The sequence below is a fragment of the Streptomyces sp. NPDC088553 genome (genome assembly GCF_044752965.1).
In the GTDB taxonomy this organism is placed as follows: Bacteria; Actinomycetota; Actinomycetes; order Streptomycetales; family Streptomycetaceae; genus Streptomyces.
Genome location: NZ_JBIVMG010000005.1, coordinates 267,239 through 284,957, shown reverse-complemented (window position 1 = coordinate 284,957; position 17,719 = coordinate 267,239). Strand labels below are relative to the sequence as shown.

General features: G+C 72.6%; 19 protein-coding genes. 8 read left to right on the top strand and 11 right to left on the bottom strand.

The window, feature by feature from the left end; all coding sequences use genetic code 11:
- Window positions 1–34 precede the first annotated feature (34 nt).
- Window positions 35–634, bottom strand: coding sequence for a TetR/AcrR family transcriptional regulator (locus tag ACIP8Z_RS18075; protein WP_402084442.1), 600 nt, complete (start codon window positions 632–634; stop codon window positions 35–37).
- 94 nt (window positions 635–728) lie between these two features.
- Here ACIP8Z_RS18075 and ACIP8Z_RS18070 point away from each other — a divergent pair, with 94 nt between their 5' ends.
- Window positions 729–1,613 (top strand): NAD(P)-dependent oxidoreductase, encoded by an 885-nt coding sequence (locus ACIP8Z_RS18070; protein ID WP_402084439.1) that lies wholly within the window; start codon window positions 729–731, stop codon window positions 1,611–1,613.
- An 18-nt stretch (window positions 1,614–1,631) separates the two neighbouring features.
- On the opposite strand, the gene ACIP8Z_RS18065 is transcribed toward ACIP8Z_RS18070, so the two are convergent.
- On the bottom strand, window positions 1,632–2,066 hold the full coding sequence (locus ACIP8Z_RS18065; RefSeq protein WP_402084437.1) for a nucleoside deaminase: 435 nt from the start codon (window positions 2,064–2,066) through the stop codon (window positions 1,632–1,634).
- The gene (locus ACIP8Z_RS18060; RefSeq protein ID WP_402084435.1) at window positions 2,063–2,896 is read right to left on the bottom strand and encodes a TIGR03619 family F420-dependent LLM class oxidoreductase; all 834 of its coding nucleotides are present in this window, start codon (window positions 2,894–2,896) and stop codon (window positions 2,063–2,065) included. The genes ACIP8Z_RS18065 and ACIP8Z_RS18060 overlap by 4 nt, the downstream gene beginning before the upstream one ends.
- A gap of 93 nt (window positions 2,897–2,989) precedes the next feature.
- Here ACIP8Z_RS18060 and ACIP8Z_RS18055 point away from each other — a divergent pair, with 93 nt between their 5' ends.
- Both ACIP8Z_RS18055 and ACIP8Z_RS18050 read left to right on the top strand, forming a co-directional pair.
- A complete protein-coding gene (locus ACIP8Z_RS18055) occupies window positions 2,990–3,436 on the top strand; it encodes an Lrp/AsnC family transcriptional regulator (protein ID WP_319310919.1) in 447 nt (148 codons plus the stop codon).
- Between the two features lie 94 nt (window positions 3,437–3,530).
- On the top strand, window positions 3,531–3,998 hold the full coding sequence (locus ACIP8Z_RS18050) for a GNAT family N-acetyltransferase (protein ID WP_402084432.1): 468 nt from the start codon (window positions 3,531–3,533) through the stop codon (window positions 3,996–3,998).
- 83 nt (window positions 3,999–4,081) lie between these two features.
- Here the strand turns inward: ACIP8Z_RS18050 and ACIP8Z_RS18045 are convergent, their stop codons facing one another.
- Both ACIP8Z_RS18045 and eno read right to left on the bottom strand, forming a co-directional pair.
- Window positions 4,082–4,630 (bottom strand): GNAT family N-acetyltransferase, encoded by a 549-nt coding sequence (locus tag ACIP8Z_RS18045; RefSeq protein ID WP_402084429.1) that lies wholly within the window; start codon window positions 4,628–4,630, stop codon window positions 4,082–4,084.
- A gap of 95 nt (window positions 4,631–4,725) precedes the next feature.
- Window positions 4,726–6,027: a phosphopyruvate hydratase gene (gene eno / locus ACIP8Z_RS18040; protein WP_402084427.1), complete on the bottom strand. Its 1,302-nt coding sequence runs from the start codon at window positions 6,025–6,027 to the stop codon at window positions 4,726–4,728.
- Window positions 6,028–6,195: 168 nt separating this feature from the next.
- On the opposite strand from eno, the gene ACIP8Z_RS18035 reads away from it, so the two are divergent.
- The 3 genes from ACIP8Z_RS18035 (at window position 6,196) to ACIP8Z_RS18025 (ending at window position 7,962) form a co-directional block, all read left to right on the top strand.
- Window positions 6,196–6,618 (top strand): MarR family winged helix-turn-helix transcriptional regulator, encoded by a 423-nt coding sequence (locus ACIP8Z_RS18035; RefSeq protein WP_402084424.1) that lies wholly within the window; start codon window positions 6,196–6,198, stop codon window positions 6,616–6,618.
- A gap of 96 nt (window positions 6,619–6,714) precedes the next feature.
- Window positions 6,715–7,245 (top strand): carboxymuconolactone decarboxylase family protein, encoded by a 531-nt coding sequence (locus ACIP8Z_RS18030; RefSeq protein ID WP_402084421.1) that lies wholly within the window; start codon window positions 6,715–6,717, stop codon window positions 7,243–7,245.
- Between the two features lie 138 nt (window positions 7,246–7,383).
- Window positions 7,384–7,962 carry a suppressor of fused domain protein gene (locus ACIP8Z_RS18025; RefSeq protein ID WP_402084418.1) on the top strand — a complete coding sequence of 193 codons (579 nt, stop codon included), beginning with the start codon at window positions 7,384–7,386 and terminating at the stop codon, window positions 7,960–7,962.
- A gap of 92 nt (window positions 7,963–8,054) precedes the next feature.
- Here ACIP8Z_RS18025 and ACIP8Z_RS18020 read toward each other — a convergent pair whose 3' ends face one another.
- From ACIP8Z_RS18020 to ACIP8Z_RS18010, 3 genes are all read right to left on the bottom strand, one after another.
- The gene (locus tag ACIP8Z_RS18020) at window positions 8,055–9,275 is read right to left on the bottom strand and encodes an FG-GAP-like repeat-containing protein (RefSeq protein ID WP_402084415.1); all 1,221 of its coding nucleotides are present in this window, start codon (window positions 9,273–9,275) and stop codon (window positions 8,055–8,057) included.
- 125 nt (window positions 9,276–9,400) lie between these two features.
- Entirely contained in the window at window positions 9,401–10,291 is an 891-nt protein-coding gene (locus ACIP8Z_RS18015; protein WP_402084412.1) for an alpha/beta fold hydrolase, read from the bottom strand.
- A gap of 661 nt (window positions 10,292–10,952) precedes the next feature.
- The gene (locus ACIP8Z_RS18010; RefSeq protein WP_030322213.1) at window positions 10,953–11,642 is read right to left on the bottom strand and encodes a metal-dependent transcriptional regulator; all 690 of its coding nucleotides are present in this window, start codon (window positions 11,640–11,642) and stop codon (window positions 10,953–10,955) included.
- 196 nt (window positions 11,643–11,838) lie between these two features.
- Here ACIP8Z_RS18010 and ACIP8Z_RS18005 point away from each other — a divergent pair, with 196 nt between their 5' ends.
- Window positions 11,839–12,606 (top strand): SIS domain-containing protein, encoded by a 768-nt coding sequence (locus ACIP8Z_RS18005; RefSeq protein WP_030322211.1) that lies wholly within the window; start codon window positions 11,839–11,841, stop codon window positions 12,604–12,606.
- Between the two features lie 117 nt (window positions 12,607–12,723).
- Here the strand turns inward: ACIP8Z_RS18005 and ACIP8Z_RS18000 are convergent, their stop codons facing one another.
- Window positions 12,724–14,058: a PAS domain-containing protein gene (locus ACIP8Z_RS18000; protein ID WP_402084409.1), complete on the bottom strand. Its 1,335-nt coding sequence runs from the start codon at window positions 14,056–14,058 to the stop codon at window positions 12,724–12,726.
- Window positions 14,059–14,206: 148 nt separating this feature from the next.
- Window positions 14,207–14,854, bottom strand: coding sequence for a pyridoxamine 5'-phosphate oxidase (gene pdxH, locus ACIP8Z_RS17995; protein WP_402085292.1), 648 nt, complete (start codon window positions 14,852–14,854; stop codon window positions 14,207–14,209).
- Window positions 14,855–15,090: 236 nt separating this feature from the next.
- On the opposite strand from pdxH, the gene ACIP8Z_RS17990 reads away from it, so the two are divergent.
- Window positions 15,091–16,191 carry a citrate synthase 2 gene (locus ACIP8Z_RS17990; protein ID WP_402084406.1) on the top strand — a complete coding sequence of 367 codons (1,101 nt, stop codon included), beginning with the start codon at window positions 15,091–15,093 and terminating at the stop codon, window positions 16,189–16,191.
- A gap of 164 nt (window positions 16,192–16,355) precedes the next feature.
- Here ACIP8Z_RS17990 and ACIP8Z_RS17985 read toward each other — a convergent pair whose 3' ends face one another.
- Window positions 16,356–17,399 (bottom strand): 2-oxoglutarate and iron-dependent oxygenase domain-containing protein, encoded by a 1,044-nt coding sequence (locus tag ACIP8Z_RS17985; protein WP_319310940.1) that lies wholly within the window; start codon window positions 17,397–17,399, stop codon window positions 16,356–16,358.
- Window positions 17,400–17,719: the final 320 nt, after the last annotated feature.

The window sequence follows — 17,719 nt, the reverse complement described above, 5'->3', positions numbered from 1 at the left end:
CCGTCGGCGTACCGGTCGTCGTGGACGTGAAAGCTCACGGGCGGTACGAGGCGACCAGTCGGGCCAGATGCCGGCCCGCGACCTCCAGGGGGGTGGCGCTACGGGCCACCTGGGCCGCCAGTTCCGCGCCCTCCAGTGTGGCGATCACCGTGTGGGCCAGCTCCTCCGCGTCCGTCTCCGTGAAGCCCGACGCGGCCAGCTTCCGGGCGACGACGGCACGCCACCTGGCGAACGCCTCGGCCGCCGCCTCCTGGACGCCGGGCGCGCTGTTCGCCGTACCGACGACCGTGGACGTGACCGGGCAGCCGTCGAGCCAGTCCGAGTCGCGCAGTCCTTCGGCGAGAGAGGCGGTGAGCGCGACGAGCGCCTTCCCGGGCTCCGGTTCCGCGTCCAGCGCCTCGGCCAGGAGCTCGGCGAACTCCTCGTCGCCGAGCCTCACCGCCGCCGTGCCGAGCTCCTGCTTGCCGCCGGGGAAGAAGTGGTACACGGAGCCGAGGGTGGCCCCGGCCTCGACGGAGATCTGTTTGACGCCGGTGCCCTCGTAGCCCTGGCGCTGCATCAGGCGTGAGGTCGTGCGGACGATCCGCTCGCGGGTTCCGGCGGTCTCGGGATCGTGCGGGGCCTTGGTCTTCACGCCACCAGAGTACCGAACTAGAGCGATCATTCTAGCCCTGTGCTACGTTCCTGTCTAGATAGAGCGTTCGTTCTAGTGATGCGGGGAGAACTCTGTGAACACGTCCGCCGTCAGCAACCCGTCGGTGACCGTCATCGGCCTCGGCCCCATGGGCCGCGCCATGGCCGGCGCCTACCTCGACGCCGGCTACCGCGTGACCGTCTGGAACCGCACCGCGAGCCGCGCCGACGACCTGGTCGCCAGGGGCGCCGTCCGCGCCGCCACCGTCGAGGAGGCGCTGCGGGCCAACGAGGCGGTGGTGCTGAGCCTCACCGACTACGCCGCCATGTACGCGATCCTCGAACCCGCCGTCTCCGCGCTCGAAGGGCGGGTCCTGGTCAACCTCAGCTCGGACACCCCGGATGAGGCCCGCAAGGGCGCCGCCTGGGCGGCGAAGCACGGGGCGCGGCACCTCACCGGCGGGGTCCAGACGCCGCCGTCCGGCATCGGCACCCCGGAGTCCGGCACCTACTACAGCGGCCCCCGTGACCTCTTCGAGGAGTACGAGGGTCTCCTGAAGGTGCTGACGGACACGGACTACCGGGGCGAGGACCCGGGGCTCGCCGCGCTCTACTACCAGCTCCAGATGGACCTCTTCTGGACCGCCCTGACCGCCTGGCTGCACATGGCGGCGGTGGCGGACGCGAACGGCATCGGTCTCTCCGAGATCAAGCCGTACGCGACCGAGACGCTGACCGGGATGGGCCAGTTCCTCGACTTCTACACGCCGCGGATCGAGGCGGGGGTCCACGGCGGCGACGTCGACCGGATCTCGATGGCCGTGGCGAGCCTCGACCACGTCGTCCACACGACACGGGACTCGGGCGTGGATCCGGCGCTGCCCGCCGCCGTCCTGGAGACGTTCCGGCGGGCGGCCGCCGCGGGCTACCAGGACGACAGCCTGACCCGGCTGTTCGAGGTGTTCGGCCGACGGCCCTGACGTCGGGAGCCGGCTCCGCTACGACCGGTAGTACGCGTCGATCGGTGCGCGCGCCTCGTCGAACAGGGCCGGTCCGTCCTGCGGGACCGTCGGCCACCCGCCCGACCGCGGGTTGAGCTCGACCAGCTGCTCGGTGGCGAGCGCGTACACGACCCGGCCCAGACCCGAGCGCACGATGCCGCCCGCGCACATCCCGCACGGCTGGCAGCTCGTGTACATCGTGGTGCGCGCGGCGGTGTCCGGGTCGAGTTCGCGGGCCGCCCAGCGGGCGAGCTTCAGTTCCGGGTGGGCGGTGATGTCGTCGTCGCGCCGCACCGTGTTGTGGGCCTCGGCGAGGATCTCGCCGTCCGGGCCGGCGAGCAGGGAGCCGTACGGCGCGTCCCCGAGGGTGACGGCGTGGGCGGCGAGGCCGATGGCGCGCCGCAGGAGCGCCTCGTCGGCGGTAGTGATCATGGGGTGGTCCTCCAGTGGGTGGCCACGGTGGTGAGCGCCCGCCAGGCCTCGTGGGGCCTGCGGGTCTCCTCCGGATCTCCGTGGTACGGGTCGAGTACGACGGTCTCGGCGCCGAGCAGCCGGAGCCGGTCGAGGTCGTCGAGGATCTGCTCGACGGTGCCGACCCCGGCGGGCCGTTCGGGGTCGTCGACGGGCGCGGTGGTCAGCCGCAGGGCGATACGGGGCGCGAACCCCGGCAGCGTGTGGTCCGCCAGCACGGCGCGCATCCGGTCCATGGACAGCCGCAGCGGGTGCCAGGCGTCGCCGAACCTGACGGCCCGGCGGATCCCCGCCTCGCTGTTGCCGCCGACCCATACGGGGATGGGGGCGGGGGCCGCGGCCGTGGCGTTCTCGTCCCGCGTCGCGCGCCACACCTCCCTCAGCGTGCCCAGGTACACGTCGGTGAGCCTGCCGCGCGCGGTGAACGGCACGTCGAGCGCGTCGAATTCCGGGCGCGACCAGCCGACGCCGACCCCGAGGACGAACCGGCCGCCGCTGAGCTGGTGGAGGTTGGCCGCCATGCGCGCCACGAGGAGCGGATGCCGGTACGGCAGGACGAGGACGGTGGTGCCGAGCCGCAGCCGTGTGGTGAGGCCGGCCAGCCAGGACAGCGTGGTGAACGGCTCGTAGAACGGCTCCGGGTACCGCTCGGCGACGTCCGGGGTGACGGCCACGTGGTCCGACACCATGAGCAGGTCGAAGCCGAGGCCCTCCACCGTCCGCGCCCATTCGCGCAGCACGCCGGGGTCGGTTCCGGGCCCGAAGTTCGGGACGTTGACGCCAAGTTGCATGCTTCGAGGCTATCCCTGCGGTCAGGGGATACGGAACCGAACTCTCCCGGCGGCACCGACTTTCTCCCGTGCTTCTGCCGGTAGAATCGTCGTATGGCCGTGAATCTCGACGAACTCGACTGGGCGATCATCGAGCAGCTGCAGCAGGAGGCCCGCATCTCCCTCAGCGAGCTGGGGCGGCGCGTGAACCTCAGCCCGTCGGCCACCACGGAGCGGGTGCGGAACCTGGAGTCGCGGGGCGTCATCACCGGCTACCACGCCGTGGTGGACCTGGCGAAGGCCGGTTACCCCGTCCTCGCCGTCGTACGGCTGAAGTACCCGGGCAACCGGCACCAGCCGTTGCGCCGGCTGCTCGCCGAGCGGCGGGAGATCCTGGAGTGCCTGCGGACCACCGGCGACGACTGCTACACGCTGAAGGTGGCCGCGACCTCCATGGAGCACCTGGAGACCCTGGTGGACGAGCTCGCGGGCTTCGGCAGCACGACCACCAGCGTCGTCTACAGCCGGACGCTCCCCCAGCGCGGCCCCGGCCGCCCCTGAACGGCCGCCCCTGAACGCCCGCTCCTGAACGCCGTGCCGGGCCGCGCCGCAATTCGGATGCGCGAACCCCCGGCGTCTGCGACCCTCACGCCTTGTGACCCTTGACGACCTTGAGATCCGGCGTGCCGGCGACTCCGACGCGGCCGCGACGGCCGAGGTGTGGCTGCGCTCCTTCGACGCCGCGCTGCCGACCGTACGCCGCGCGCACGACGACGACGCGGTACGGGGCTGGTTCACCCATGTCGTCGTGCCGCAGTACGAGACCTGGGTCGCGGTGGCCGGCGAGTCCGGTGTGGTGGGCCTCCTCGTACTGGACGGCGGGGACCTGGAGCAGCTCTACCTCGACCCGTCGTGGCGCGGCCGCGGCCTGGGCGACCGCTTCGTGGAACTGGCCAAGCGGCAGCGGCCGGAGGGCCTGGACCTGTGGACGTTCCAGGTCAACGCACCGGCGCGGAGGTTCTACGAGCGGCACGGCTTCGTCGAGGCGGAACGGACGGACGGGCAGCGCAACGAGGAACGCGAGCCGGACGTCCGCTATGCGTGGCGGCCGGTGAAGGACTGATCCAAGGCAGCGCGTCCGGACCCCGGGTCCGCGCGCCGGCCGTCCGGCGCGCGGTCCGATGCGCCGGGCCGTCGGCGGGGCGGCTACCGCGCGGGGGCCGCGGGGACGGAGCCGCCTCCGGACCGCTCCGCGCGGATCACTGAGTAGAGCACCGAGTCGCGCCACTGCCCGGCGAGCCACACCGCGGACCGGAGCACGCCCTCCCTGGCGAAGCCCGCCTTCTCCAGCGCGCGTTGCTCGGCGATGTTGTCGATGTCGGTCCAGGCCTGGATGCGTTCGGCCCTCGTGTGGTCGAAGAGGTACTCCGCGACGAGGCGCTGGGCCCGGGTGCCCGTCCCCCGGCCGCGCGCGCCGGGCACCAGCTGGATCGCCAGGCTCCAGTTGGCCATGTCGGGGCCCCAGCTGCCGGGGTACCACTTGACCCGGCCCACCGTCACACCGCCCTCGGCGACCGCGAGGGTTCCACCGTCGTGGCCGAGGAGGCCGTTCTCCGCGAAGCGGCGGCGAAGGTCGGCGGTCGACTGGAAGCCGGACCACGCGTGGGGTCCGCTGCCCTCCGGCCCGCTCAACTCCCCCTCGAACAGGTCGAGATCCTCGACGGTGACGGGGCGCAGTGTGATCTCGTCCGACACGGAACGGCTCCTGATCCTCGGCGTGTGACGTGGCGTTGCCCCTGTCGGGACGCGCTCCGGCGGGATGCCGGTTCCGCCGCGCCGAGGACCCCTGGTCAGGAGCGGGCCAGTACCGCCCCGCCCGCGTAGCGCGCTGAGGCGCCGAGCTCCTCCTCGATCCTGATCAGCTGGTTGTACTTCGCGGTGCGGTCGGACCGGGACAGCGAGCCGGTCTTGATCTGTCCGCAGCCCGTCGCCACCGCCAGGTCCGCGATGGTGGTGTCCTCCGTCTCGCCGGAGCGGTGCGACATGACGACGGTCCAGCCGGCGCGGTGCGCGGTGGCGACCGTGGCGAGGGCTTCGGTCAGGGTGCCGATCTGGTTGACCTTGACCAGGACGGAGTTGCCGACACCGGTGCGGATGCCCTCCCGCAGCAGGTTCTCGTCGGTGCAGAACACGTCGTCGCCGGTGAGCTGGCAGCGGTCCCCGACTCGGGCGGTGAGCTCCCGCCAGCCGTCCAGGTCGTTCTCGGCCATCGGGTCCTCGATGGAGACGATCGGGTACGCGTCGATCAGCTTGGCCAGGTAGTCGGCGTGCTCGGTGGGCGTACGGCGGACGCCCTCGCCCTCGTACACGTACGCGCCGTCCCGGAAGAACTCCGACGAGGCCGGGTCCATGACCAGGCCGATGTCCGTGCCGGGCCGGTAGCCGGTGCGCTCGACGGCCGCCATGACGAAGTCGAGTGCCTCCTCGGCGGTACGGAGCGCGGGCGCGAAGCCGCCCTCGTCGCCGACGCCGGTGGCGTGCCCGGCGGACAGCAGGTCGCGGCGGAGGGTGTGGAAGATCTCGGAGCCCATGCGTACGGCTTCCGCGAAGGTCTCCGCCCCGATCGGGGCGATCATGAACTCCTGGAAGTCCAGCGGATTGTCCGCGTGCGCGCCGCCGTTGACGATGTTCATCATCGGGAGCGGGAGGAGGCGGGCGTCGGCGCCGCCGAGGTAGCGGTAGAGCGGCTGGCGGTGGGCCGCCGCGGCGGCCTTCGCGACGGCGAGGGAGACGCCGAGGAGGGCGTTGGCGCCGAGCCGGGACTTGTCGGCGGTGCCGTCGAGCGCGACGAGCGCGGCGTCGAGGCCGGCCTGGTCGTCGGCGTCGCGTCCGACGACCGCCGCCGCGATGTCGCCGTTGACGTGGGCGACGGCACGGTCGACGCCCTTGCCGTGCCAGCGGCCGGGGTCCCCGTCACGCAGCTCGACGACCTCGCGTGCGCCGGTGGAGGCGCCGGAGGGGACGGCGGCGCGGCCGAGGGAGCCGTCGGCGAGGAGGACATCGGCCTCGACGGTGGGGTTGCCCCGGCTGTCGATGACCCTGCGGGCGGTGACGGACGTGATGACGGTGGTCTCGACTGCCGTGGAAGCCATGGTGGTCCTTCGTGTGGATGCGCGCCGCGGCCTTGCTGCGACAGCGCTGGCGCGTGCCGCGGCAGCACTGACTCTACAGCAATGCTGTGCAGTTTTGCTGTTCAGTTTTGCTGCACAGTTCGGCATCGGAGCCGTACTACGGGGTCGCACCACCGGTTAAAGTGGCCTATGCCCACCCCGGAACCCGCCGCCGTCGCCACCGAACTGCGTACCGCGATGGGCAAGCTCACGCGGCGCGTGAAGCACGAGGACCAGATCCCGCTCGGCCACGTCTCCGTGCTCGGCACCCTGGACCGCGACGGCGCCATGACGACCAGCGACCTGGCGGCGGACCAGCGCGTCCGGCCCCAGTCCATGGCCCGCTCGGTCGGGCTCCTCATGGAACAGGGACTCGTCGTCCGCCGGGCGCACCCCACGGACGGCCGCAAGTCCCTGGTGGAGCTCTCCCCCGCGGGACGGGCCGCCCTCGACGCGGAGCGCGGACGGCGGGTGGGCTGGCTCGCCCAGGCGATCGAGCTGGAGCTCACCGGCGAGGAGCGCGAGGTGCTGGCACGCAGCGCCGCCCTGATGGAACGGCTCGCCGCGCGCTAGGAGAAAAACTGATCCCGGAGACCTGTCACAACTCCGCGGAGCGCTCCGTCAGTGCTGTGAAGACGCCGAGAAGGGCGTCGACGAAGGAGAGCAGCGATGACGAACACGAACTCCACCACGGCCACCACGACCGCCGCCGCCCCCCGGACCCCCCTCTCCCGGATGCCCAACCCCGGTGAGTTCGTACCGGAGTTGAGCGACATCAGCGCCGCCCTCTTCCGGGCCACCGGCAACCGCTCGGTGCCGCGCGCCACCATGAGCCTCGTCCACCTGCGGGCAGGGCAGATCGTCGGCAACACCTACCTGACGATCCTGAACACCGGTTTCCTCCGCAAGGCCGGCCAGTCCGAGGAGCGCATCACCGCCGTCTCCTCCTGGCAGGACGCCCCCTACTTCACCGACGCCGAGCGCGCCGCCCTCGCCCTGGTGGAGGCCACCCTCCAGCCCGCCCCGCACGGCCGGGAGCGCGTCTCCGACGAGCTGTACGCCGAGGTCGCGAAGCACTACGACGAGAAGGCACTCGCCACCCTGACCATCGCGATCGGCCAGATCAACTTCTTCATCGCCCTGGCCGTCATCGGCAAGCCGCACCCGGTCAGCTCCCTCGCGGACGAGCAGTGGGACTGACCGCTCCCCGAGCGACACGAGCGACACGAGCCTGCGGACGGCGACCGGCACCGGCCCCGGCCCCGCACACCGGCCCCCTACCGGGCCCGCGCCCCTCCCGCCGCGCCGACGCACCGCGGCCTCCGGCATCATGTGCGGATGACGGACACCGCAGCACGCACCGCTCTTCTCGACCATCTCCGCCGGACGCTCCCTGGTCGCGTCATCGATGAGGTCGCCGGTGTGGACGGGCCCATCGAGGATCGCGTGCCCGGATTCCGGGTGTTCCGCATCCATCCCGCGCGGCCGGGCGGCTGGTGGCTGTATGTGACGTCGGGCTGCTGGGAGGCGACTCAGCAGGACGGTCATGGCACGGAGTTCTTTCTCGCGGCCCCGCGCGACGAATGGATCAACCTGGAGAGCGTCACCGTCAACGCGTACTACCACTGCGGACCGGAACACCAGCGACTCGACGTCGGACACACCGTCCCCATCGGCCGACCGTGGATCGACGACTCCGCCTGCGACCACTACCTGGTGAGCCTGCCGTATCCCTTCGGGCCCGACTTCGAGGTCTGCGAGTGGGAAGGCGGAGCCCACGCCCGGATCCTGTGGCTGCTGCCGATCACCGAGGCGGAGAAGAACTTCCGTCGGGAGAGCGGACTCGAAGCGCTTGAAGTCCGTTTCGACGAGCAGGCGATCGACCCCGTCGATCCGAAGCGGGCCTCCGTGGTCTGACGGACGGGCGGAGTCCGCGGCCGCCGCGTACGGCGAAGGCCCCCACCCCGGCGATACCCGAGCGGGGGCCTTCGACCGTCAGGAGCGGTGGATCAGAACGCGCCGTTCAGGTGCCACCAGGTGTCGGTCTCCAGAGAGCCGGGGCCGAAGGTGCCCGCGCCCGTGCCCGCGTACATCACGAGCGCGCCCGCTCCCCGGTGCTGGGGGGAGACATAGCTGGGGTTCGTGATCGCGGACAGGTCGTTGCGGCCGTCACCGTTGTGGTCGCCGACGGCCAGGACCGAGGCCATGGTGTTCCAGCCGCTGCCCACGAGCGTGCGGGCGCCGAGGGCCCCCGCCTTGGCCGGGTAGGCCCACAGCTTGCCCGTGGACGCCTCGCGGGCGAGCAGGTCGGCCTTGCCGTCGCCGGTCAGGTCGCCCGGCGCCGCCAGCGAGTTCATGGCGTTCCAGCCGCCCGCGCCGAGGAGCTTCCGCGCGCCGAGCGCGCCCGTGGACGTGCCCGGGTACAGCCACAGCTTGCCCGTGGCCTTCTCGACCGCGAGGACGTCGGAGCGGCCGTCGCCGGACAGGTCACCGAAGGCGGTGACGCTGTTCATGACGTTCCAGCCGCCCGCGCCGATCAGCTTGCGGGTTCCGAGCGCGCCGGCACCGTTGCCGGGGTACAGCCACAGCTTGCCGCTGGACGTCTCGCGGGCGATGACGTCCTCGCGGCCGTCGCCGCTGAAGTCCCCGTGCCGGGTGAGGAGGTTCATGACGTTCCAGCCGCCCGCGCCGACCAGCTTGCCGGAACCGTCACCGGCCAGGAACCAGAGGCGGCCGGCCATGTCGCGGACGAGGACGTCCGAGGTCCGGTCGCCGTTCAGGTCGCCGAAACCGCCGGCCTTGGGGGCCTGGGCCGCGTACCACTCGGGGTACGGGTCCAGGGCGCACTCGCGCTCGGTGGGGACGAACTTCACCGAGCTGACGGAGTTGCTGCCGGGACCGCCCCATTCGGTGCCCGAGGGGTTCGGGTCCATGACGCCGACGTCGCCGTCGAGGCCGTGGTTGGCGTCGTCGTACAGGCAGGCGAACTTGTTCGTACGGTTCATCACCGACCGGAACGTGTTGTCCCAGGTCCCGAGCGTCGACACGCTCACGTTGGTCTTGTACATCGTGCCGGAGCCGTTGTCGGTCTTCCAGGCACAGAAGTAGCCCGACGGGCAGTCGCTCAGCGCGGCCTGAGCGGGCGCCGCGCCCGCGCCGAGGAGCCCGGCCGAGCTGAGCCCCAGCGCCGTGGCCACCGTGGCCAGGCGCCGCAGCATTGAATTGCGCATGCGTTTCCTCCCTGAAGCGGCGCGGAGAAGACCTCGAACGCGCCGCGACAGGGAAGGTACCTCGTCCCGCCCACGCGTCCGTCAGGAGGGTGGCCTCTCGCCGGGGCGGCCCGCCTGACTCTTTCCTACGAGGTCAGGACGCCGTTCAGGAAGGGGCCTACCGCCTCGCGCCAGGCGTCCGGGTGCTCGTAGTGGAGGAGGTGCCCGGCGTCGGGGATCTCCGCGTACGCGCCGTGCGGCAGGACGCGGACCATCTCCTGGGCCTCGGCTCTGCCCAGCTCGCCGTCCAGGCCGCGGACGACCAGCGTGGGGCAGCGGACCTGGGCCAGGGACTCCCAGTGGGCGTCGTGCACCCAGGTCGCCCGGGAGGTCAGCATCTGCTCCGGGTCGAAGACCGGCCGCCAGCCGTCCGGGTGCTCGGCCATCACCTCGGCGAAGAAGGCGCCCCGGGCGGGGTTGGGGCGCTCGACCCACGGGTCCTCCTCGCCGAACCAGCGGCGGGCGGCGTCGAGCGAGGGGAACGGGGTCGGCCAGCGGCGGAACCAGTCCCGCCACTCGCGCTGCGAGGCCGCGCCGAGCGCCGAGGCGCGCATGTCGCAGATGACGAGGGCGTGGACGAGGTCGGGGCGCTCGGCGGCCAGCTGCCAGGCGGTGAGGGCGCCCATGGAGTGGCCGATGAGGGTGGCCGGGCCGAGGCCGAGCTGCTCGACGGCGGCGGCCGCGTCCGCCACGTACGCCTCGCGGGTGAAGGACGCGGCGGGAGGCTTGTCGCTGTGCCCGTGGCCTCGCTGGTCGAGGGCGATGGTGCGGGGGTGGTTGTGGGGATGGGGGGTCGCGTCGGGGCGGGCCGCCGCTTCCGCGAGACGGCTGATCGCCGGGGACCAGTGGGCCGCGTGGCCCATCAGGCCGTGGAGGAGTAAGACGCCTGGGCCGGCCTGCGGCGCGGTCCCGGGCGTGAAGTCCCAGGCCGCCAGCCGTACGCCGTCGGCCCCGGTGACGTCGAGTCGTCGCGCCATCCCTGGCACCCCCTCTTCTTGCCGTCGAACCACGCCAGACTATCGAACTTGCATTCGAAAATGCGCTCCTGCCGCACAACACCCCTCGTTCGAGTGACAGGCCTCAAGGATTGACGGGCGCCGCCGAGGGGAGATCTTGAACGGGAGGCGGACCGCTCGGGGAAAACGGTCCGAGGGGATTGACCTTGAGAGCTCGGGGCTCCAGGTCAGCACAGGGGAGGACAGGCCCCGGCGCCGCGAGGCGCCGGGGCCCTCTGCCGTCCGGGCCGGGCAGGGGCCCGTTGCCGTACGTGGCAGGCGTGAGCCCGCCGCCGTCCGGGGCGCGCGGGCCGCCGGGGCGGACGGCATCCGACGTACGGCTTCCGCTTGCTGCACGGCCCCCACCCCTCCCCGGTCTCGCACCACTCCGCCCCTCGTATCGCACCACTCCGCCCCAGCGTGGCACGGCCAGGGCGCGGGCGTAGCCATTCCGGCGTAAACCGGGGCGCACAAGGGCCGTTGGCCCGGACGCGACACTCGAACGTGTCCTATTTCCGGGGCGCCCGGACGCCGGTTCCCGGGCGGAGACGCCGAAGGGTGCCTCACCGGTCGTCGAGGACGACGACCGGTGAGGCACCCTTCCCGCGAGAAGCGGTGTCAGCCGAGGCGCGGTGTCAGCGCGTCAGCGCTTCGCCACGAACACATGGGCGGCGACGTCCGCGTCCAGCTCGGCCGCCTCGCCGCTGCTGCCGACGAGGATCCCGCCCGCGGACTCCGTCACCGACACCACGGAGCCGGGCTGCACGCCCGCGCGCCGCAGCGTGTACATCAGCTGGGCGTCCGTCTGGATCGGCTCGCCGATCCGGCGGACGACCACCGTCTTGCCCTCGCTCGCGTCCAGCTCGGCGAGCGACACCATCGAGTCGTCGAGGAAGGCCTCGGCCTCCGCCTTCTCGCCGAGCTCCTCGAGACCGGGGATCGGGTTCCCGTACGGCGACTCCGTCGGGTGACGCAGCAGCTCCAGGACGCGCCGCTCCACGGCCTCGCTCATCACGTGCTCCCAGCGGCAGGCCTCGGCGTGCACCTGCTCCCACTCCAGGCCGATCACGTCGACGAGCAGGCACTCCGCGAGGCGGTGCTTGCGCATGACGCGGGTGGCGAGGCGGCGGCCCTCGTCGGTCAGCTCCAGGTGCCGGTCGCTGGCGACGGCCACCAGTCCGTCGCGCTCCATCCGGGCCACCGTCTGGCTCACCGTTGGGCCGCTCTGGTCGAGCCGCTCGGCGATCCGGGCACGCATGGGGACCACACCTTCCTCCTCAAGCTCGAGGATGGTGCGGAGATACATCTCCGTTGTGTCGATCAGTCCGGACATACGTGCCCCTCGATGAGTCGTGCGCTGGCCCTGCACCAATTCTGACGCATCGCGCCGACAACCGGGCCTCACCGGCCCAAGGCGGTATTGACAGAGCAATGGTCCAGACCGCACCGTGATCGGCGACCGGGGCAGGACCAGGGCACGACCACGACATGACGCGACGACGCGACGGCGACGAGAAGGAGCTTCTGGAATGGGCGACAGCGCGGGCGAGAGCAAGCTGGCCGGACAGTTCTTCGACGCCGCGATCGGCCTGCTCCAGCAGGTGCGCGACGGCGACTCGGCCGAGATCGCCGCGGCCGGCGCCGCGATCGCCGAGGCCGTCGCCAACGGCAACCGGCTCTTCGCCTTCGGCGCGGGCCACTCCTCGCTCGCCGCCCAGGACGTCGTCTACCGGGCCGGCGGACTCGCCCTCATGAACCTGCTCGTCGTCCCCGGTGTCGTCGGCGTCGACGTCATGCCGGCCACCCTCGGCTCCGCCCTCGAACGCGTCGACGGCCTCGCCGGGGCGGTCCTGGACTCCTCCCCGGCCACCGCCGGGGACGTCCTGATCATCATCTCCCTCTCCGGGCGCAACGCCCTGCCCGTCGAGATGGCCATGAACGCCCGCGCCCTCGGCCTCACCGTCATCGGCGTGACCTCGGTGGCGTACGCGACGGAGACCAAGTCCCGGCACGTCTCGGGGACGTACCTCAAGGACCACTGCGACATCGTCCTGGACTCCCGGATCGCCGTCGGCGACGCCGAACTCACCCACGAGGGCATCGAGGCCCCCTTCGCGCCCGCCTCCACCGTCGTCACCAGCGCCCTCATGCAGGCCACGCTCGCCGCCGCCGCCGAGGACCTCGTCCGCCGCGGCATCGAGCCGCCGCTGCTGCGCTCCGGGAACGTCGACGGCGGCCACGAGTGGAACGGCCGTGTGATGACGGAGTACGGCGACCGGATCTTCTACCGGCACTAGGCCGCGCCGGACCACCGGCACCAGGCCGCGCCGGCCAACGGCACCAGGGGGTGTCTTGTCGATACCCCCGGGCCCCGTCGGTCGCGGCCAGGAGCAGGGCGTCGAAGCGCGCCACTCCTAGGGGGTGTCCGCCCGCTCCCCCAGGTCGAGGGCCGCCGCCACCCTCGACGCCACCGCCTCCGCGAAGACCACGTCCTCGCGCTCGAACGGCTGGCGGCACGCGGCACGCAGGAACGTCACCACGCCCAGCGTGCGGCCCCGGGAGCGCAGCGTCACGCAGACCGCGTGGGCCGCGTCGGCGGGCCACTGGTGGGCCTCCGCCCACACCTCGGCCGTGCGGCCCGCGCTCGCGCGGACCGTGCCCACCCGGTCCCAGGCCTGCAGCGCCGGGTGCCTCGGGCCGTACCGCAGCGGGATGCCGCCGCCCACCACCGGCGACGCCGGGCCGGGGGCGCCCGCAGGGGTCGCCAGAGCCCGGGTCAGCCGCCGCTCGCCCGCGACCCGGTCGACCAGGGCGTGGTCCGCGAACCCGGCGAGCGCGAAGTCGAGCAGCACCGCCGCCGCCTCCGCCGGGTCCTCGCACTCCGCCACCGCCGCGCCCGCCCGGTGCAGCTGGCTCCACCGGAACCGCAGCCGGTCCGCCTCGCGCGCCGCGAGCCGCTCCTCCGTCACGTCCTGGAACAGCCAGGCCACACCCAGCGGCACCGGCTCCTCCGCCATCGGCGAGGACAGCAGCAGGAAGCCGCTGCGCCAGCACCGGCGCCGCTCCCCGGCGGACGTCCGCAGCGTCACCCACACCTCGGCGGGCGACGACGGCGTGCCCTCCGCCAGGACGTGCTGGAGGGCGGCTTCCAGCTCCTCCGCGCCGTGCACGACGACATCGCCCAGCGGGCGTCCGAGCAGGGCCGTGCGCCCGGTTCCGAAGGCGCGGGCGGCGTGGCCGTTGACCATGGCGGGCCGCAGGTCGGCGTCGACGAGGACGACACCCCAGGACGCGTCCTCGAACAGCGCCTCGCTGAGCGCCACCGACCGCTCCAGGTCGAGCTGGACGTGGACCTCGCTGAACGCGCAGTACACCCCCGCCGGACCGCCGTCCGCCCCGCGTACGCCGGCGGCCTGGCTGCGGACGAGCACCCGGCCGCCGTCCTTGCGGAGCAGGGCCAGCTCGTGGACCTGCCGGCCCGGGCCCTTCATGGCCCCCATCAGCCGCTGCAAGGTCTCCTCGGCGTCGGCGCTGCGCGCCGCCCAGCCCTCGAACCCGCGCCGCCCGACCGCCTCGGCGGCGGACCAGCCGAGGATCCGCTCGGCCTCGCGGTTCCAGTGCGTGACCGTCCCGTCGGCGTCGAACGCGCAGAGCGCCGCGTCCATCCCGTCGAGCAGCGCGGCCAGCAGATCGGCCCCCGCCCCGGGAACGGAAGCGGTCGCGCTCGCGGACCCCGTGAAAGCACTCATCCCGGCACCCCCCATGCTGCCGCCATTCAACTGGAACGTGACGCAGAGCACATCACCTTCACCGAAATCGTTGCATCGCGGAAACGCAATCCGGTACGGGGGCCCCGAGGGACTGCGTGAGCGGGTACGCCGGCGGCATGTGCGCCGGTCAGGGCGCCAGGCGCTCCACCCGCCAGGTCTCGCCCGCCGTACCGCCCGCGCCGTCCCCGCGGACGTACCGCAGCCGGTCGTGGAGCCGGTTCTCGTGCCCCTGCCAGAACTCGACCGCGTCCGGTACGACCCGGATGCCGCCCCACTCCGGCGGGACCGGCACCTGCGTGTCGCCGGGGTAGCGGGCGGCGAGCTCCTCGTACCGGGCGAGGAGTTCCGCGCGGGACGCGATCACCGAGGACTGCCGGCTCGCCCAGGCGCCCAGCTGGGAGCCGTGCGGGCGGGTGCGGAAGTAGGCGACCGTCTCGTCGCGGCCGACGCGCTCGGCGCGGCCCGTGACGATGACCTGGCGGGCCAGCGGGTGCCAGGGGAAGAGCAGCGAGGCGTACGGGTTGGCCGCCAGCTCCGCGCCCTTGCGGGAGTCGTAGTTGGTGAAGAAGACGAAGCCGGCCTGGTCGTAGTGCTTCAGGAGCACCGTGCGCGAGGACGGCCGACCGTCGGGGGTGGCCGTGGAGACGATCATCGCGTTCGGCTCGTGGATCGCCGGGTTCTCGGCGGTCTCCTTGAACCAGCGGGTGAACTGCGCGATCGGTTCGGGCGCGAGGTCGGCGGCCGACAGCTCGGTGGTGCGGTACTGCTCGCGCATGTCCGCGGGATCCAGGGCGTCGTTCACAGGATCGGTCACGGGGCCATCCTGCCGCAGCGCCGCAGTCTGCCCGCCACCGCGGGCCGCCAATCCTTACTCGCCGGATCGGCGGAGTGTGCCGGATGTCACGCTTCCCCGCATCATCGGAACCGTACAGACTCTTGGGCTGGACGACTGTTGAATCCCCACCATCGACCACCACTCGGTTGATCGATCATCGATAGAGGAGCCGCCTGATGTCCGACTTCGTACCCGGGCTCGAGGGAGTCGTCGCGTTCGAGACGGAGATCGCCGAACCCGACAAGGAAGGCGGCGCCCTCCGGTACCGCGGCGTCGACATCGAGGACCTGGTCGGCCACGTCTCGTTCGGCAACGTCTGGGGCCTGCTCGTCGACGGCGCGTTCAACCCCGGCCTGCCGGCCGCCGAGCCGTTCCCCATCCCCGTGCACTCCGGCGACATCCGCGTCGACGTGCAGTCCGCCCTCGCGATGCTCGCGCCCGTGTGGGGCCTCAAACCGCTCCTCGACATCTCCGCCGAGGAGGCCCGCGACGACCTCGCCCGCGCCGCCGTCATGGCGCTCTCGTACGTCGCCCAGTCCGCCCGCGGCCAGGGGCTCCCCATGGTCCCGCAGAGCGAGATCGACAAGGCCGAGTCCGTCGTCGAGCGCTTCATGATCCGCTGGCGCGGCGAGCCCGACCCGAAGCACGTCAAGGCCGTCGACGCCTACTGGACCTCCGCCGCCGAGCACGGCATGAACGCCTCCACGTTCACCGCGCGCGTCATCGCCTCCACCGGCGCCGACGTGGCCGCCTCGCTCTCCGGCGCCGTCGGCGCCATGTCGGGCCCGCTGCACGGCGGCGCGCCCTCCCGCGTCCTCGGCATGATCGAGGAGATCGAGCGGACCGGCGACGCCACCGCGTACGTGAAGCAGGCCCTCGACAAGGGCGAGCGCCTGATGGGCTTCGGCCACCGCGTCTACCGCGCCGAGGACCCCCGCGCGCGCGTGCTGCGCCGGACGGCCAAGGAGCTGGACGCCCCGCGCTACGAGGTGGCCGCCGCGCTGGAGAAGGCCGCCCTGGACGAGCTGCACAACCGCCGTCCCGACCGTGTCCTGGCGACGAACGTCGAGTTCTGGGCGGCCATCGTCCTGGACTTCGCCGAGGTCCCGGCGCACATGTTCACGTCGATGTTCACGTGCGCGCGTACGGCCGGCTGGTCGGCGCACATCCTGGAGCAGAAGCGCACGGGCCGGCTCGTCCGTCCGTCGGCCCGCTACACGGGGCCGGGGCAGCGGAACCCGCGCGAGATCGAGGGCTACGCGGACATCGCGGGCTGAGTTCCGGAGTCCCGTCCGTACGGCGACGGCCCGGCCCGCACAGTCGGGGCCGTCGCAGCGGACGTCGTGGGCGCCGTCGCATGAGACGTCGCATGAGACGGCGCCGGGTACGAGTCACCGGGGTACGACAGGACGTCGTACCCCGGCGAGGGCGACAGGGCCGGCTAGGACGACAGGGCCGGCTGCGCCTCCGGGTGCAGCAGCAGGTCCGCGTGGTGGCGGGCCGTCGTCAGCGGGTGGGCCCGCAGTTTGCCCTTGAGCTCGTTGCGGCCGTACTCGGCGAACAGCGGGTTCGCCGGATCGGCCGTGACGCCGGGCGCGGTCTCCGCGTACGGGAAGGTCAGCGGGTTGATCCGGGCGTCGAGCCGCGGGTTGTAGAAGAACGGCACCGAGTAGCGCTCCGTCGCCCCTGGCGGCGAGACGACCCGGTGATTGGTGGCGATCAGATAGCCGTTGGTCGCCACTTCGAGGAGCTCGCCGAGGTTCACGACGAACGCGCCCGGCAGCGGCGGCACGTCGTGGAAGTTCCCGTCCTCGCGCTGCACTTGGAGCCCGCCCACCTGGTCCTGGAGGAGCAGGGTGAGGAAGCCGTAGTCCTTGTGCGCGCCGACGCCCTGGCCGTCGCCGTCACCGCTGCTGCCCGGGTAGCGCACCAGCTTGAGGTGCGGGTGGGCGCGCGGCCCGAAGATGTCGTCGTAGAAGTCCTCGGGTGCGCCGATCGAGGCGAGCAGCTCGTGCAGCAGCCGCTCGGCGACCCCGCTGAGCCGCTCGATCCAGTGCAGGGCCGCGGTCCGCAGCTCGGGGAGGGCCTCGGGCCACTGGTTGGGGCCTTCGAGCCACCAGTACGGGGCTTCCCAGGGCGCGGGGGTCCGCGCGGGGCGCTCGGCGCCGATGTCGAGCTGGTCGCGCCAGTCGCGCGCGCCGGCGGTGCGTTCGTCGCCGATGCGGGTGTAGCCGCGGAAGTGCGGCGAGTTGATGTTGTCGAGGGCGAGCCGGTCGGCCTCGGGCAGGGCGAAGAAGGCGTGCATCGCGGAGGTCAGGGCCCGCGTCTCGGCCTCGGTCACCCCGTGCCCGATCAGCTGGAAGAACCCGACGTCGTGCGCGGCCGAGTGGAGCTGGGCGTGGAGCAGGCGCCGCGCCTGGGGGTCACGGTCTGCGGCGGAGAGGTCGACGATGGGGAGCTGCGAGGAGTACGAGCTGCGAGTCATGGGTGCGTCCGCGGGGTCTACGGGTGCCCGGGGCGGCCGCCGAGGGTGGGGCGGGGGCCACGGGTGCCGGTCGGCTTGGGCTCTGAACGAGGGACCCGGTGGGGGCGCTGGTGGTGCCCCTTGGGGTCAGGCGGAGCGGCGACAGCTCATGGACGTGACGCGGAGGAAGTCCACGTGGCGACGGCGTACGAGCGTAGGCATGCGACCAGAGTACTGCGGTGGCGATGGTTGGACTGTGGCGCGGGTCACGTCGTACGGGAGGACTTGCGGCCGTGACGGGCTTCAGAAGGAAGATCCCCAGGTGGGGGCTGCGGGTCGGC

Excerpts from the sequence above, each read along its gene's own strand:
- ACIP8Z_RS18065 (WP_402084437.1), bottom strand. The coding sequence starts at position 2,066 with ATGATCACTACCGCCGACGAGGCGCTCCTGCGGCGCGCCATCGGCCTC.
- ACIP8Z_RS18060 (WP_402084435.1), bottom strand. The coding sequence starts at position 2,896 with ATGCAACTTGGCGTCAACGTCCCGAACTTCGGGCCCGGAACCGACCCC.
- ACIP8Z_RS17985 (WP_319310940.1), bottom strand. The coding sequence starts at position 17,399 with ATGACTCGCAGCTCGTACTCCTCGCAGCTCCCCATCGTCGACCTCTCC.
- eno (WP_402084427.1), bottom strand. The coding sequence starts at position 6,027 with ATGGCTTCCACGGCAGTCGAGACCACCGTCATCACGTCCGTCACCGCC.
- ACIP8Z_RS18000 (WP_402084409.1), bottom strand. The coding sequence starts at position 14,058 with ATGAGTGCTTTCACGGGGTCCGCGAGCGCGACCGCTTCCGTTCCCGGG.
- ACIP8Z_RS18015 (WP_402084412.1), bottom strand. The coding sequence starts at position 10,291 with ATGGCGCGACGACTCGACGTCACCGGGGCCGACGGCGTACGGCTGGCG.
- ACIP8Z_RS18010 (WP_030322213.1), bottom strand. The coding sequence starts at position 11,642 with ATGTCCGGACTGATCGACACAACGGAGATGTATCTCCGCACCATCCTC.
- ACIP8Z_RS18025 (WP_402084418.1), top strand. The coding sequence starts at position 7,384 with ATGACGGACACCGCAGCACGCACCGCTCTTCTCGACCATCTCCGCCGG.
- ACIP8Z_RS18030 (WP_402084421.1), top strand. The coding sequence starts at position 6,715 with ATGACGAACACGAACTCCACCACGGCCACCACGACCGCCGCCGCCCCC.
- ACIP8Z_RS17990 (WP_402084406.1), top strand. The coding sequence starts at position 15,091 with ATGTCCGACTTCGTACCCGGGCTCGAGGGAGTCGTCGCGTTCGAGACG.
- ACIP8Z_RS18020 (WP_402084415.1), bottom strand. The coding sequence starts at position 9,275 with ATGCGCAATTCAATGCTGCGGCGCCTGGCCACGGTGGCCACGGCGCTG.
- ACIP8Z_RS18005 (WP_030322211.1), top strand. The coding sequence starts at position 11,839 with ATGGGCGACAGCGCGGGCGAGAGCAAGCTGGCCGGACAGTTCTTCGAC.
- pdxH (WP_402085292.1), bottom strand. The coding sequence starts at position 14,854 with ATGCGCGAGCAGTACCGCACCACCGAGCTGTCGGCCGCCGACCTCGCG.
- ACIP8Z_RS18055 (WP_319310919.1), top strand. The coding sequence starts at position 2,990 with ATGGCCGTGAATCTCGACGAACTCGACTGGGCGATCATCGAGCAGCTG.
- ACIP8Z_RS18035 (WP_402084424.1), top strand. The coding sequence starts at position 6,196 with ATGCCCACCCCGGAACCCGCCGCCGTCGCCACCGAACTGCGTACCGCG.